At 70.5% G+C, this 13,640-nt stretch carries 14 protein-coding genes; 9 read left to right on the plus strand and 5 right to left on the minus strand.

The window, feature by feature from the left end; all coding sequences use genetic code 11:
- Window positions 1-34: 34 nt before the first annotated feature.
- The 4 genes from DDJ31_RS04690 (at window position 35) to DDJ31_RS04705 (ending at window position 3,515) form a co-directional block, all read left to right on the plus strand.
- A complete protein-coding gene (locus DDJ31_RS04690) occupies window positions 35-622 on the plus strand; it encodes a TetR/AcrR family transcriptional regulator (protein ID WP_127181555.1) in 588 nt (195 codons plus the stop codon).
- 164 nt (window positions 623-786) lie between these two features.
- Window positions 787-1,494, plus strand: coding sequence for a type 1 glutamine amidotransferase domain-containing protein (locus tag DDJ31_RS04695; RefSeq protein ID WP_127181554.1), 708 nt, complete (start codon window positions 787-789; stop codon window positions 1,492-1,494).
- Between the two features lie 186 nt (window positions 1,495-1,680).
- Window positions 1,681-3,111: an MFS transporter gene (locus DDJ31_RS04700; protein WP_127181553.1), complete on the plus strand. Its 1,431-nt coding sequence runs from the start codon at window positions 1,681-1,683 to the stop codon at window positions 3,109-3,111.
- Entirely contained in the window at window positions 3,108-3,515 is a 408-nt protein-coding gene (locus tag DDJ31_RS04705) for a nuclear transport factor 2 family protein (RefSeq protein WP_127181552.1), read from the plus strand. Before DDJ31_RS04700 ends, DDJ31_RS04705 begins: the two co-directional genes overlap by 4 nt.
- Window positions 3,516-3,633: 118 nt before the next feature.
- Here DDJ31_RS04705 and DDJ31_RS04710 read toward each other — a convergent pair whose 3' ends face one another.
- The 3 genes from DDJ31_RS04710 to DDJ31_RS04720 form a co-directional block, all read right to left on the minus strand.
- A complete protein-coding gene (locus DDJ31_RS04710; protein WP_171480770.1) occupies window positions 3,634-4,221 on the minus strand; it encodes a 3'-5' exonuclease in 588 nt (195 codons plus the stop codon).
- Window positions 4,222-4,380: 159 nt separating this feature from the next.
- The gene (locus DDJ31_RS04715; protein WP_127181550.1) at window positions 4,381-4,974 is read right to left on the minus strand and encodes a YdcF family protein; all 594 of its coding nucleotides are present in this window, start codon (window positions 4,972-4,974) and stop codon (window positions 4,381-4,383) included.
- A gap of 79 nt (window positions 4,975-5,053) precedes the next feature.
- Window positions 5,054-5,329, minus strand: coding sequence for a hypothetical protein (locus DDJ31_RS04720; RefSeq protein ID WP_127181549.1), 276 nt, complete (start codon window positions 5,327-5,329; stop codon window positions 5,054-5,056).
- 263 nt (window positions 5,330-5,592) lie between these two features.
- On the opposite strand from DDJ31_RS04720, the gene DDJ31_RS04725 reads away from it, so the two are divergent.
- Window positions 5,593-6,261, plus strand: a complete 669-nt coding sequence (locus tag DDJ31_RS04725; RefSeq protein WP_127181548.1) for a Type 1 glutamine amidotransferase-like domain-containing protein — start codon at window positions 5,593-5,595, stop codon at window positions 6,259-6,261.
- A 120-nt stretch (window positions 6,262-6,381) separates the two neighbouring features.
- On the opposite strand, the gene DDJ31_RS04730 is transcribed toward DDJ31_RS04725, so the two are convergent.
- Entirely contained in the window at window positions 6,382-7,896 is a 1,515-nt protein-coding gene (locus tag DDJ31_RS04730) for a PQQ-binding-like beta-propeller repeat protein (RefSeq protein WP_127181547.1), read from the minus strand.
- A gap of 354 nt (window positions 7,897-8,250) precedes the next feature.
- On the opposite strand from DDJ31_RS04730, the gene DDJ31_RS04735 reads away from it, so the two are divergent.
- From DDJ31_RS04735 to DDJ31_RS04745, 3 genes are all read left to right on the plus strand, one after another.
- Complete coding sequence (locus DDJ31_RS04735; RefSeq protein ID WP_127181546.1) at window positions 8,251-9,165, plus strand: NADP-dependent oxidoreductase; 915 nt, start codon at window positions 8,251-8,253, stop codon at window positions 9,163-9,165.
- 204 nt (window positions 9,166-9,369) lie between these two features.
- The gene (locus DDJ31_RS04740) at window positions 9,370-10,437 is read left to right on the plus strand and encodes an alkene reductase (RefSeq protein WP_127181545.1); all 1,068 of its coding nucleotides are present in this window, start codon (window positions 9,370-9,372) and stop codon (window positions 10,435-10,437) included.
- A gap of 9 nt (window positions 10,438-10,446) precedes the next feature.
- A complete protein-coding gene (locus DDJ31_RS04745; protein ID WP_127181544.1) occupies window positions 10,447-10,911 on the plus strand; it encodes a MarR family winged helix-turn-helix transcriptional regulator in 465 nt (154 codons plus the stop codon).
- A gap of 164 nt (window positions 10,912-11,075) precedes the next feature.
- On the opposite strand, the gene DDJ31_RS04750 is transcribed toward DDJ31_RS04745, so the two are convergent.
- A complete protein-coding gene (locus DDJ31_RS04750; RefSeq protein WP_127181543.1) occupies window positions 11,076-11,711 on the minus strand; it encodes a fasciclin domain-containing protein in 636 nt (211 codons plus the stop codon).
- A 609-nt stretch (window positions 11,712-12,320) separates the two neighbouring features.
- On the opposite strand from DDJ31_RS04750, the gene DDJ31_RS04755 reads away from it, so the two are divergent.
- Window positions 12,321-13,565, plus strand: a complete 1,245-nt coding sequence (locus tag DDJ31_RS04755; protein ID WP_276319323.1) for an alpha-hydroxy acid oxidase — start codon at window positions 12,321-12,323, stop codon at window positions 13,563-13,565.
- Window positions 13,566-13,640: the final 75 nt, after the last annotated feature.

Genomic DNA, 13,640 nt, shown 5'->3' on the forward strand with positions numbered 1-13,640 from the left:
GACGACCGGTCTATTTAAGGATAGGGTGACACTCATGCCAGTCACTCAGGGCGACACCCGCCGCAGCATCCTCGACACGGCTCAGCGGATCATGTCCCACAAGGGATTCGCCGCGGTGGGCATCAACGAGGTGCTCTCCGAGGCCGGAGTGCCCAAAGGGTCGTTCTACCACTACTTCAGCTCCAAGGACGCCTTCGGCGAGGCGATGATGCGGTCCTACTTCGCGGACTACCTCGCCGACATGGACAGCGTCCTCGGTGAGCCGGGCGCGACCTCGGCGGAGCGGCTGCAGAAGTACTGGGACGGCTGGCGCGAGACGCAGTCCCTGGACGACTGCCAGGGCAAGTGCCTGGCCGTGAAGCTCGGCGCGGAGGTCTCCGACCTGTCGGAGTCGATGCGGCTCGCGCTCAAGGAGGGCACCACCGCCATCGTCGACCGCCTGGAGCGGACGATCGAGGCCGGCCTGGCGGACGGCTCGCTCTCGATCGACGGCGACGCCCGCACCACCGCGCAGGTGCTGTACGAGATGTGGCTCGGCGCGAGCGTCATGGCGAAGATCCACCGGGACATCGGCGCCCTGGACACCGCGACGAAGGTCACGCGCCAACTCCTGCACGTGTAGGGCGCCCCGGCCGGAAGCCGCCCACCAGCCACCAGCCATTTCCCGCATCCCCTGTCCCCCATCCCCACGAGGCCGCGCTCGCCCGCGTGGCGTGATCGACAGCCGAAGACGACCGGTCTATTCTGTCGGAGACGACCGGTCTACTCATCGAAGGAGCAGCAACCATGAAGGTTCTCACCGTCCTGACCTCGCACGACGAACTCGGTGACACCGGCAGGAAGACCGGCTTCTGGCTGGAGGAACTGGCCGCCCCCTACTACCGGTTCAAGGACGCCGGCATCGATCTCGTACTCGCCTCCCCCAAGGGCGGCCGTCCGCCGCTCGACCCCAAGAGCAACGAACCGGCCAGCCAGACCGACGACACCCGGCGCTTCGAGGCCGACCCCGAGGCCATGGCCGCTCTCGCGAGCACCGTCCGCCTCGACTCCGTCTCCGCCGACGACTTCGACGCCGTCTTCTACCCCGGCGGCCACGGCCCCCTGTGGGACCTGGCCGAGGACGCCACCTCCGTCCGCCTGATCGAGAGCACCCTGCGCGCCGGAAAGCCCCTCGCCCTGGTCTGCCACGCCCCCGGCGTCCTTCGGCACGCCGTGAACGAGGACGGCACGCCACTGGTGCGGGGCAAGAAGGTCACCGGGTTCACCAACAGCGAGGAAGACGGGGTCCAGCTCACCGAGGTGGTGCCCTTCCTGGTCGAGGACGAACTCACCCGGCTCGGCGGCGACTACTCCAAGGGCGACGACTGGGCGCCGTACGTCCTGCGGGACGGCCTGCTGATCACGGGACAGAACCCCGCCTCCTCCGGTCCGGCCGCCGACGTACTCATCGCATCGGTCACCGGGGCCGACGAGTCCGACGCGGCCGGTGCGTGAGCGCTGCTGCCGTGACGCCGCGTGAGCGGCACCACTCCCCCGCCGGGCCAGGGCCGTGTCGGCCTCTGGCCCGGCGGGCCCGCCATGAAGGCTCTCATCGCGGGGACAGCCGACGGCGCGGCATTCCGCCGCACGCGGCTGCTGACCATCGACGGTGACCAACAGCGGACCAGGACTTGAGAACTGATGCCCATTCACCTCGGCGCCCCCACCCCCACCCGCTCTCGCCCCCGCACCACGCCGTCACCCCCGTCCACGGGCCCGATGGCGGCTGCTTCGCCGACCCGGCCGACCTCGCCGACCCCGCCGACCGGGACGGAGGACCCGTCCCTCCTCCCGCCGGTGGTGGGGCGTTCCGCGTGGGCCCGGCCCGCCGCCGCGGTGTTCGTCGTGGGATGGGGAGCCAACATGTTCGCCTCACTGCTGCACGCCTACGGTGACCCGGGCGGGCTCCGGGCCGACGGACTGTTCGGAGCGTACGCACTGGGGCTCATACCAGCGCTGCTGGTCGTGGCGCGGGTCTCGGACCGGGTCGGCAGGCGCCGGGCGCTCCTCGCCGCGCTGCTGCTCTCCGCGCTCGGCTCGGCGGTGATGTCGCTCTCGGACGGCGCGTTCGGGGCGATCCTGACCGGGCGGATACTCATCGGGATCAGCGCCGGCGCGGCGTTCGGGCCGGGAACGGCTTGGATCAGGGAACTGTCCGACACCGCGCGGACCCGAGGCGGGGGTGCGCGACGCGCGGCCGTCGCGCTGACCGCCGGTTTCGCGGCCGGTCCGCTCCTGTCCGGGGCGATCGTCCAGTGGCTCCCCGCACCACGGCTCACGTCCTACCTCGTACACATCGCGCTCGTGGCGCTGGCGCTGCCCCTCGTGTTCCGAGCCCCTGAGACGGCCCGGCGACACGTCGGACCGGACGAGCGCCGCAGCACAGCCGACCGCCGACCGGGGTCCTATCTGACCAGCTGGACGTTCCTGGCCGCCGTACTCCCCACGGCACCCTGGATCTTCGGGGCCGCCACGGTGTCCTTCACGGTGCTGCCCGCGCTGGTGTCCCTCGGCGACTTCGGTTCCGTCGGGAGCGGTGTCGTCGCCGCGACCACGTTGGGCACCGGCATCGCGGTGCAGCCCTGGGCGGGCCGACTCGCGCGACGCTCACCGGCCGCCCCGTTCCGGACGGGCATGACGGCCGCGGTGGCCGGCATGCTCCTCGCGGCGCTCACCGCGGGCACCGGCTCCCTGGCCCTGCTGCTGGCCACCGCCGTCGTCCTGGGCTCGGCGTACGGCATCCTGCTGGTGAGCGGATTGCGGCTGGTGGAAACGCTGGCCCCGCCGCGGCACGGCGCCACCGCGATCGCCGTCTTCTACAGTCTGGCGTACACCGGGTTCGCCTTCCCCGTGCTCGTGCAGGCACTGAGCGGCCGGTGGAATCCGGCAGCTGTTCTGGTCGCCGGGGCCGGACTCGCGACGGCCGCGCTGGCGGCGACGTTCATCGCCTGGCCGCGAAGGGCCCGTTCACCGCACGGCACACCGCCGGACCTGACCGGACCGATACCGCCGATCGCCGACCTCCGAGTACAAACACTGGAACCCGCTACGAAGAGTCAGGAAGCACGATGAGCAGTGCGAGCAGTTCGAGGAATCTCCAGATCGTGGAGAGCCTCTACCACGCCTACGCGGAAGCCGACTTGGACTCCTTCTACAAGGATCTGTCCCCTGATCTGACATGGATCGAATGCGACGGATTTCCCACGCCGGGGGTGTTCAGGAACAAGGAGGAGGTGACCGACAACGTCTTCGCCGTCCTCCAACGCGACTGGAGCCACTGGCAGTACGAATTGGACCACCTCATCGACGCCGGCGATTCCGTCGTCGCGATCGGAAGCTACCGAGGGACCCACGGCAGAACAGCAAAGTCCTTCAGCGCCCGAGCCGCACACGTCTGGCACCTCGCTGACGGCAAGATCATCCGCTTCGAACAGTTCGCCGACACGCATCCGATACAGAGCGCGACGGTTGCGTGAGGCGACAACCGGCCCGCCGTATCCAGGGAGCGGCCTGCCGGACGCGACGGGCACCGTGCCCTGGCCCCCGGAACACACACCTTGCCCCGTAAAGCCGCCTCGACGATCGGGCGTGAGGCTAGACGTCTGTGGCCGTGACCGGCCACGCCCCGCGCCCCACCAGGTCGAGGACGAGTGCGGCGATGTTCCACGCGTCGTCCTCTCCACGGTGGTGGCGGCCCTCGAGCGGCAGTCCGGCTATCTGCAGAGCGTGACCCATGCCGGGTTTCTTGCGCAGCCCGTAGGCCGCGGTGAATACCGCCTTGGCGTTGGTGTGCGTGCGCTCAGTCGGATAGCCGAACGGGTAGGCCACCCTGTCGGCCTGACTCTGGCGAGCGAATTGCCGACGGTCGTACTCGCCCCAGCTCGCCCAAGGGCGCTCCCCGGCCTCGTACTCCTCGACAAGGATCCGACAGGCCTCGCCGAAGGAGACGCCACATTCCGCCTCGGCTTGCGTCAGCCCGGTCAGTTGAGTGCAGAAGTCGCTCACCCTGGACCGGGCAGGTCGGACCACGACACGATGCCGGGACACGCGGCGCCCTGCCGGCACATCCACGACGGTGAGACCGATCTCGATGATCTCGTTCACGGAGCCGGGCGGCGGCTGCCCGTCCCAGCAAGTGGCTTCCACATCAATGACGTTCAGCAGAGTGGATTCGTGGCGCATGGGGCCGAGGGTAGGGATGCCCGCCCGGTTCCGGCACCTCGATTTCCGTACGTCCACACCGTCATTGCCGACACTGACTTCTTCGACGCGAACCTCACGCTCTGACCCGGTGGTTCGAAGCCGAGCGCACGATTGTCAGCCCGACAGGTCTCGCCCTGTCTACAACGAGACCTTGCGTTCTTCGGAATTGAGGACACGGAGCGTTCGCAGTCCGTACAGAGCCAGCAGCGGTTTGGCGAGCAGCCACTCGCCGGGGCGGTAGTCGTCCGCTCGTACGAGTCTCTCGGCGAGGTCAGGGCGCTGGCGCCGCAGGTACGCGCGGGCCTTCAGCGCGTGGGCCGGCTGGGACGCGATCTTGATGCGGTCGACGTCCTCGAGGAGCGGGATCACATTGGTCACGTTCTCCCATGTCGTCGTGCTCTGGTCTTCGAGGACCACCGTGCCGTCGAACGCGAGCACCGATTTCGCGTAGTCGGCCATCAACTGCGCCTCCGTGGCAGCGTTGCCGGTGACACCACCGCTGAAGATCACGCGAGTGTCCCGCGCACCGGCGGTCGAGCGGATCCCCGCCCGGACTCGCCAGCGGTTGACGACGTTCGCCGTGGGTTGCGGGTTCCGGTAGCCCAGCACGACCACGGCCTCGGATGCGCCCGGCCTGTTTCCGACGAGGGCGCGCGACCAGCGCCAGTTCAGCCACTCGCCCCAGGCCAGAATCGCAGCCCCGGCCAACGCCAGTCCTGTCCTTCGTCGCATGCGGCGACTGTAGGGCACGGCAACCTCGGGCAGCGAAGAATCCAGCCGCCCCACCCCGCACCCTCACCTCGTCGACTGGTCACTCAAGGGCTCGGTAGTCGGCTGAAGGATCGGCCAGCTCAGGGTGTTCCGCTCCGTAGCGAAAGCCGTGGATGGCCACCATCGCCCAGTGCCATGCCAGGTCGTGGAAGACCAGCCCGCGGAAGGGCGTCTCAGCCGGTTCGTACGGGTAGCACTCCAGCGCGGCCTTCCTGGCCTCCTCCGGCGTCAGCCCGCCGTGGTGCCGCATCACCCAGGCATAGCAACGCCGTTCGGAGACAAGGCAGTCGAGATAGTCGGCTTCGTTCCATGTCACAGCCCAACGGTAGGCGGGAACGGGAGACCGGCGCCCTCGCGGATGCCGGGAGCGGCGCCGGGCCGGCGGATCAACGGCCGCCTCCCTCGCGAGGTGGCTCGGCGGTGCCGGACGCCCGATCCGTGTCGCGCCGGCACGTTGCGCGGGGCATCGTGTGGAATTCGAGGGCCGACGAGGACGCACTTCATGGCGGCCGCGCCAGGATGGCGCGGTGCCGGATGCCGGGTTTTGCGCGGGGCCATCAGCCGTGCTTGGCTCGCCCGATGAACTTCCTTCTCACGGCGAGTGGCCTGCGCAACGAGACACTGCGGGATGCCCTGCGGGACATGCTGGGCAAGCCGTTCGGATCGGCCAACGTCGTGTTCGTTCCCACCGCGTCGCTCGCCGAGCCCGGCGACCACGGGTGGTTCGTGGAGGACATGAACCGGCTGCACGGCCTCGGCTGGCGGGAGTTCGACGTTCTTGAGCTGAACGGCCTGCCCCGGCAGCTGGTGCTCGACCGGCTCCTCCACGCCGATGTCATCTACGTCGAGGGCGGCAGCCACTACCACCTCGCCCGCAGCATCACCGGCAACGGCCTGGCCGACGGCTTCCTGGAGGCGTTGGAGAGCCGGGTCTACGTCGGGGTCAGCGCCGGATCGATGATCTTCAGTCGCCATCTCACCGAGCACTCCGCCGACGTCATCGGGGACACCGCGGACCTCCACGTTCTCGGCGCGACGAGCGTGGAGCCGCCGTTCGGCCTCTTCGACTGGTATCTGAAGCCCCACCTGTACTCTCCGGATTTCCCCGAGCGGGACAACGCCTGGGCCGACCGCATCGCCGAGCGGGCGGACTTCCCGATCTACTTCATCGACGACGAGACGGCCGTCCGCGTCAGGGACGGCGAGGTGGACGTCGTTTCGGAAGGGCGGTGGCGGTTCCATCCGTGACGCGACTCGCGGTGGGAGGCGCGGGCGGGGCGGTTCGGGCGTCGAGGGACGTGTCCGACGTCGTCAAGTCGTCCTTCTTCTGCGGCGGTTCGGCGGTCGCCACGTTGTCGCCGTGGGGCGCTACACGGTCGAGCACTCCAGGATGCGGCCGTCGTCGGTGCCGATGAGGAACCGGCCGGTGGCCGTGACGGTGAGGGCGGTCGGCACGACGAATACCCCGCCGACGGTGAGGTATTGCCGCCAGCGCACGCTGCCGTCACTCAGGTCGAGTGCGACCACCTCGCCGTCGTCGTATCCGACGTAGACGGTTGTCGGGTCGGCGTCCAGGGCGGTGGCTCCCCGGTCGGTACGGAACACCCACAGCGGGCGCCCGTCCGTCGTCCCGCGCCGGACGACGAACGACCCGCCGGGTTGGAGCCCTTGGCCGTGGTACACGGTTCCGGTATGGACCAGGGTGCCCTCCGCGGTCTCGATGCCCGGACCGGCGATGTGCGTCTCACCGGGCTCCCAGGAAAAAGGGAACATCCGCTGGACGGCGGCATAGTGAGGTTCGTCCGGTCGTGCGGTCGGGGGCCCCTGCAACTCCAGGGCCATGACCCACGGTTCGCGCCGGCGGGGGTTCCGTCTGCTGCCCGGTTGCCGCTCGGTGCGCTGGAAGTAGACGCGGCTTCCGCGCCGGACGTGAAACCGGCTGCGGACACCATCGCGCCCGGCCGGCGCCAAGGCAGGACGACCATCCGCACAGCGCACCAGCGAGACGAACGACGGCGGGACAGCGTCGAGTTGGCTGCCGTCGGCTAGGGAGAGCTGGACGACCGGCCACGGAACGGCGACGCGCATGCCGGGGCGGCGCCGGAGTTCGACCCACGCGGATCCTTCGTCCCTGGCGACGACGATCTCGCGCCCGCCCTCCTCGTCCGGAACTCCCCAGGCCCGCTCTCCCGAGGGGAGCCTGCACTCCAGCCGCACTCCGTCGAGCGTGGCCAGGATCCGGCCGTCCGCAAGCGCCTCGACCGCGCGGACGTTGCGGCGCGGTTCCCAGTCCGCGCCCAGCTCGGTGACCGTCCGGCGGGCGACCGCGCTGCCGTCAGGACGCGGCGCCGGCACCCGCGGGCCGATCAAGTCATTGCCGGTGAGGGACCTTTCGGTGACGGTGGTCCAATCCGGCCTGCGCACCACGGCGACATGGCCTTCGAGGTGCGCGGACTTGTCCTTCCAGTCGTCAGGCGGCGCCACCACCAACCGCAACGTCTGCTCGTCGAGCCAGGCCAACTCCAGCACCTGGCGGCCCAGTTCGTTCTCGATGAGCGGTACGGCCCTGCTCGTCCTCAGGTGCAGCAGGAGCAGTTGGCCCTCGAAGAAGTAGCCGCCGTCGTAGCGGCCGGTGCCGATCACGAGCAGCGGAAGCGTGGGATGGAAGGCCATCGCGTGCACCGGGTAGGGCGAGCGGACGAGAGCGTGGCAGGCCAGGTCGCCCGTGCCGTACACACCGACGGGTGTGGTGCCGCCCGGCTCGTGCCTGCCCGCCACGGCCAGCAGGTCACGTCGCTCGTCGGGTACGGCCAGTACGGGGTCGCCGATCTCGGCGAAAGCTCGGTCGCCGAAGATCCGGTCGACGGAGAACGAGGTGGTCATGGTCTCGATCTTCGCAATACCCGTCGCCTCGTCGGGAATTGGGACCACCGCTCCCGTGCCCCCCCACTCCCATGCCCTCCCGTGCCGCCAGCCCCGGACCCCCGCTCTCATGCTCACTCCCACGCACCCGGTCGCGAACCCCGCCCGCGAAGAGGTCCACCGCGACCAGTCCCCGTAAAACCCGTTGCACCGTGCCCCAACGACCTCTCCCCCAGAGCCCCGCACCCAAATACTTGGCTAGCCACCTAATCGGTGCTACCTTTTATGTGGCTGGCCACGCAAATGTGGTCGCCGGCCGGATCGGTCCACTCCGATCCGCTCCCCGCGGTCCGCTCACCCAAGGAGACACCTGTCATGAAGGCCATCGTTTTCGACGCGTTCGGCGGCACCGAAGTTCTGCACGAGGCGGAGATCGACGTGCCCGAGCCCGGTCCCGGTCAGGTCCGCGTCCAGGTCAGGGCCGTGGGCGTCAACCCGGTCGACGGGAAGATCCGCTCCGGGATCATGGAGGCCATCTTCCCGACCACCCTGCCCGCCGTCCCGGGCGGCGAGATCGCCGGGATCGTGAACGCCGTCGGGCAGGGCGTCGACCAGTTGAAGGTGGGCGACGAGGTGCTCGGCTGGTCCGACACCGGCTCGTACGCCCAGTACGCGCTGGCCGACCCCGCCGTCCTCGCCCCCAAGCCCGCCGGTCTCGACTGGACCCGCGCCGCCGCCCTGCCCGTGGCGAGCGACGGCGCCGACCGGGTCCTCGACCTGCTCGACGTCACGGCGGGCGAGACGCTGCTGATCCACGGCGCGTCCGGTGCCCTCGGCACCGTCGCCGTCCAGCTCGCCGTCGCCCGCGGTGCCCGGGTGATCGGCACCGCCGGTCCGGCCAACCAGGAGTACGTCACCTCGCTCGGCGCCACCGCCCTCGTCTACGGGGACGGCCTCGTCGAGAGGGTCCGCGCGCTCGCCCCGCAGGGCGTGGACGCGGTGCTCGACGCCGCGGGCAAGGGCGCGTTGGAGGACTCCATCACCCTGCGCGGCGGCACCGACCGGATCGTCACCACCGCCGACTTCCGGGCCCGCGAACTCGGCGTCGTCTTCGCCGAGGGCCCGCAGCGGCGCTCCGCCACCCGGCTCGCCGAACTCGCCCGGCAGGCCGCCGACGGCGGGCTGGTGATCACGGTCGGCGCGACCTACCCGCTCGCCGACGCGGCCGAGGCGCAGCAGGTCAGCGACGGCGGCCACGGCCGCGGCAAGCTCGTCCTCACCGTCGGCTGAACCTCGTCGACCGACCCTCGCGGGAGGCAAGCCGATGCCCCCTGTCCCGCGTCCCCCGCACCACCCGGCCCGGAACCCCGCGGCCCCTCGCGCCACCGTCGACGGGGCCGCGCCCCCGGCTCGCGCTGTTCCCCGTCCGGTGCGCGCCCCCCCTCACCCACCGCTCCGCTCACACCCGTCCCGTCCCGATCCGAGGAAGAACCCATGTCCGACCTGAACTCCCTCTGGCAGCCCGCCCGCGCCGGTGACCTGCGGCTGCCGCACCGGCTCGCCATGGCCCCGATGACACGCGGTCGCAGCACCGCTGACGGCGTGCCGACGGCGTTGAACGCCGAGTACTACGCCCAGCGGGCCTCGAACGCGATCGTCATCACCGAGGGCACCCAGCCCTCCGCCGACGGGCAGGGCTATCTCCTGACCCCCGGGATCCACTCCGCGGAGCAGGTGGCCGGGTGGCGCGAGGTCACCGATGCCGTGCACGCCGCCGACGGGCGCGTCGTCGTCCAGTTGATGCATGTCGGGCGTATCGCGCACCCCGACAACACCCCGCACGGGCGGCAGCCGGTGGCGCCCTCCGCGGTACGTCCCGCGGGCACGATGTTCACCGCGTCCGGGCCCACCGGGATGCCGGCCCCCCGGGCCCTGTCGACCGAGGAGGTCGCCGCGACGGTCGACGACCACCGTCGCGCGGCCGCCAACGCCGTCGCGGCGGGCGCGGACGGCGTGGAGATCCACGGCGCCAACGGCTACCTCATCCACCAGTTCCTCTCCGACAACGCCAACGAACGCACCGACCGCTACGGCGGATCGGTCGAGAACCGCATCCGCTTCGCCGTCGAGGTCGCCACGGCGGTCGCCGACGAGATCGGCGCCGGGCGCACCGGGGTCCGGCTGTCCCCGGGCAACCCGTACAACGACGTCCGCGAGGACGACCCGCACACGCTGTACCCGACGCTCGTGCGGGCCCTCGCGCCGCTGGACCTCGCCTATCTGCACCTGGTCCACGCCGGTGACGAACCGCTGCTCGACACCCTGCGGTCGCTGTGGCCCGGAGCGCTCGTGCTCAACCGCGCGGGCGCCGACCTCGCCACCCGCGCCCAGGACATCACCGACGGCCGGGCCGACATCGTCAGCGTCGGCGCGATGGCCCTGGCCAACCCGGATCTGGTCGACCGGATACGCTCCGGATCGCCGCTGAACAGCGCGGACCCCACCACTTTCTACAGCGGCGGCGCCACCGGATACACCGACTACCCGACCCGGACCGTCTGAGGAGCAGCGATGACCGAACCCGCCCCCACGCCCCCGACCACGGCGCGCGAGGGACGACTCAGCTTCGCCATCTTCCAACTCGCCCGCGCGCACCGCGGCCACGCCGCCGCCATGCTCCGCTCCATGAATCTGCATCCGGGACAGGAACTGCTGCTCATGCAGCTTTTCGACCGGGACGGGCAGACGCAGTCCGAACTCCTGGAGGGCGTCGGCCTCGACCACTCCACGGTCTCCAAGTCGCTGCGCCGCATGCAGGACGCCGGGCTCCTCACCCGGGAGCCCGCCGCCCACGACCGGCGGGTCATGGTGGTCAGGCTGACCGACGCGGGCCGCGCCCTGCGCGCGCCCATCGCCGACATGTGGCGGACGCTGGAGGAGATCTCCGTCCGCGAGTTGACGGCGGAGCAGATCGACGCGTTCACCGTGTCGGCGTACGCGATCGAGAGGTCGATCAAGGATCACGGTTCTCCGTGACCGGACGGCACGGCGGACGGCCCTCGGGTTCTCCGCGAGTGGCCGGCCGTACGCGTCCGCGCGCCGAGCCGCCCGGAGCCACGTCGGCCCCGGCCCGTCCGGTGCGGTGAACACCGTTCGGACCGGGGCCGGTTGGGCCGGGCCGGTAGCCCGAGGGGCCTCGGTTACGAGGACGGCGGCATCAGGATGCCGTCGACGAGGTAGACCTTGGCGTTGGCCGTGCTGATGTTGCCGCAGGTGATCGGCGCGGTGCCGTTGACCTTGTACGAGTCGCCCGAGCCCGAGGTGGTGAGCTTGCTGCCCTCCAGGGTGGTGAAGCTGCCGTTCGCCAGCTCGCTCGGCTTGATCTCCTTCTTCTCGACGACGTGGTAGCTCAGGACCTTCTTCAGTTCGACCTTGTCCTTGAGCAGTGCGGCGACCTTCGCCTTGCCCAGCTTGTGGAAGGCCGCGTTGGTCGGCGCGAACACCGTGCTGTCCTTGGCGTTGTTGAGCGAGTCGGTGAGTCCGGCCTGCTTGATCGCGCTCACCAGCATCGACAGATCCGGGTTCTGCTCGGCCGCGGTCACCACGCGCGCCTTGACCATCTCGGCGGTGCTGCCGTTGCCGCTGCTGGGCAGGGACGAACAGCCGGGCCCGAAGGGCTTGTTGTCGGAAGGCGACGCCGAAGAGGACGACGACATCGAGGAGCTGGGCGAGGGGGTGTCCGCGGACGCCTGCGGCGCCAGCACACCGAGGGTCATGGGCAGGGCGAGCGCGGCGACGGCGGTCACGCCGGCTGTACGGATGCGAGTGGGTTTCATGGCTCTTTCCGCTCTCTTCCTGAGACTGGGGCCACGGTTTCGGCTGTCGGAACGCCGCTGCGACGCTCCAGGACCGGCCCCCCGAGGGGGCTCATCACACTGGCCCGTGCACAGCGGCCCGGCCGTTCACGCGGGCTTGAGCCGCGCGAAATCACCACTCCAGTGAATCGGCAGATCCGTCGGAGTGCATCTTGAGAGCGCTGTGCCCAGTCCCCGCCTGGCCTCCACGCCCCGCAGCCCCCCTCCATCCCGAGGCTTCCGGAGGCGTCCTGGGAGCTTCCGGACGCCGCCCACCCGTCCGGAGACTCCACCCCCTCCCCCTCTCTACATCGGATGTATCCCCCTGGACGGCATTGGCTTCAGGTTCGCCAGGCGTGAGCTTCGCAGGGAAAATGGCGAGAATCGCCCTCCAGTACCCCTCTACCGCCCCTCCATCACCCCCTCCCCATCCCTGCACCCTCGCCGTAACATCCGATGTTTAGTAGGATGCGTTCGTGGCGCGACCGCGCCTTCCGCCCGCCCCTCCGCCGGTTTCCCGCCCGCCCCTCCGCCCGCTTCCCGCCCGCCCTTCCGGGGCAGCCGCCCCGGCTGCCGTCGCAGATTCGAACGGTGACCGCCTTGGTACAGCGTCAGATGCCCAGACCCGCCGAGCTGCTTGAGCTGGTCAAGTTCAGGAAGCCCCGACTGGACGGCCGCGCACGCCGGTTGGACGAGGCTCTGACCATCCACGACCTGCGGGCCATCGCCAAGCGGCGCACCCCGCGCGCCGTCTTCGACTACACCGACGGCGCCGCCGAGGGCGAACTGTCGCTGGCGCGGGCCCGCCAGGCGTTCGAGGACGTGGAGTTCCACCCGTCCGTGCTGCGCAGCGTGCCCGAGGTGGACACCGGCACCACCGTCTTCGGCGGGCCCTCCGCCCTGCCGTTCGGTATCGCGCCGACCGGCTTCACCCGGCTCATGCACACCGAGGGCGAGACCGCGGGAGCGGGCGCGGCGGGCGCCGCCGGCATCCCCTTCACGCTCTCCACGCTCGGCACCACCTCGATCGAAGCGGTGCGCGCCGCGAACCCCGAGGGGCGCAACTGGTTCCAGCTGTACGTCATGCGCGACCGGGAGATCTCCTACGACCTCACCCGCAGGGCCGCCGCGGCCGGCTTCGACACCCTCTTCTTCACGGTCGACACACCGGTGGCGGGCGCACGGCTGCGCGACACGCGCAACGGCTTCTCGATCCCGCCCCGGCTGACCCCGTCGACCGTGCTGAACGCGCTGCCGAGGCCCTGGTGGTGGTGGGACTTCCTCACCACGCCCACGCTGGAGTTCGCCTCCCTGACCTCGACGGGCGGGACGGTGGGCGAGCTGCTCGACTCCGCGATGGACCCGTCGATCAGCTACGAGGACCTGGAGGTCATCCGAGGTCTGTGGCCCGGCCGGCTCGTCGTCAAGGGCGTCCAGACCGTCGAGGACGCCAAGAACCTCGCCGACCTGGGCGTGGACGGCATCGTGCTCTCCAACCACGGCGGCCGGCAGCTCGACCGCGCGCCGGTCCCCTTCCACCTGCTGCCCAAGGTCGTCAAGGAGGTCGGCGGGGATCTGGAGGTCGCGATCGACACCGGCATCATGCACGGGGCGGACATCGTCGCCGCCGTCGCCCTGGGGGCGCGCTTCACGCTCGTCGGGCGGGCGTACCTCTACGGTCTGATGGCCGGCGGGCGGGAGGGCGTCGACCGGGCCGTGCGGCTGCTCTCCACGCAGATCGTCCGTACCATGAAGCTGCTCCAGGTCTCCTGCCTCGACGAACTCACCCCACGCCACGTGACCCAGCTGGCCAGACTGGCGCCCATGCCCCGGTAGGGACCACCCCCCCGACCGGCCCCGACCGCTTCCGATCAGCCCTGCCCGCCCCCGTCCAAACATCCGATCATTTGG

Source organism: Streptomyces griseoviridis, assembly GCF_005222485.1.
Classification (GTDB): Bacteria; Actinomycetota; Actinomycetes; order Streptomycetales; family Streptomycetaceae; genus Streptomyces; species Streptomyces hintoniae.

Coding starts and splice junctions, on each gene's coding strand:
- DDJ31_RS04705 (WP_127181552.1), top strand. CDS start 3,108: ATGAGCAGTGCGAGCAGTTCGAGGAATCTCCAGATCGTGGAGAGCCTC.
- DDJ31_RS04690 (WP_127181555.1), top strand. CDS start 35: ATGCCAGTCACTCAGGGCGACACCCGCCGCAGCATCCTCGACACGGCT.
- DDJ31_RS04725 (WP_127181548.1), top strand. CDS start 5,593: ATGAACTTCCTTCTCACGGCGAGTGGCCTGCGCAACGAGACACTGCGG.
- DDJ31_RS04700 (WP_127181553.1), top strand. CDS start 1,681: ATGCCCATTCACCTCGGCGCCCCCACCCCCACCCGCTCTCGCCCCCGC.
- DDJ31_RS04715 (WP_127181550.1), bottom strand. CDS start 4,974: ATGCGACGAAGGACAGGACTGGCGTTGGCCGGGGCTGCGATTCTGGCC.
- DDJ31_RS04730 (WP_127181547.1), bottom strand. CDS start 7,896: ATGACCACCTCGTTCTCCGTCGACCGGATCTTCGGCGACCGAGCTTTC.
- DDJ31_RS04695 (WP_127181554.1), top strand. CDS start 787: ATGAAGGTTCTCACCGTCCTGACCTCGCACGACGAACTCGGTGACACC.
- DDJ31_RS04745 (WP_127181544.1), top strand. CDS start 10,447: ATGACCGAACCCGCCCCCACGCCCCCGACCACGGCGCGCGAGGGACGA.
- DDJ31_RS04740 (WP_127181545.1), top strand. CDS start 9,370: ATGTCCGACCTGAACTCCCTCTGGCAGCCCGCCCGCGCCGGTGACCTG.
- DDJ31_RS04710 (WP_171480770.1), bottom strand. CDS start 4,221: ATGCGCCACGAATCCACTCTGCTGAACGTCATTGATGTGGAAGCCACT.
- DDJ31_RS04735 (WP_127181546.1), top strand. CDS start 8,251: ATGAAGGCCATCGTTTTCGACGCGTTCGGCGGCACCGAAGTTCTGCAC.
- DDJ31_RS04750 (WP_127181543.1), bottom strand. CDS start 11,711: ATGAAACCCACTCGCATCCGTACAGCCGGCGTGACCGCCGTCGCCGCG.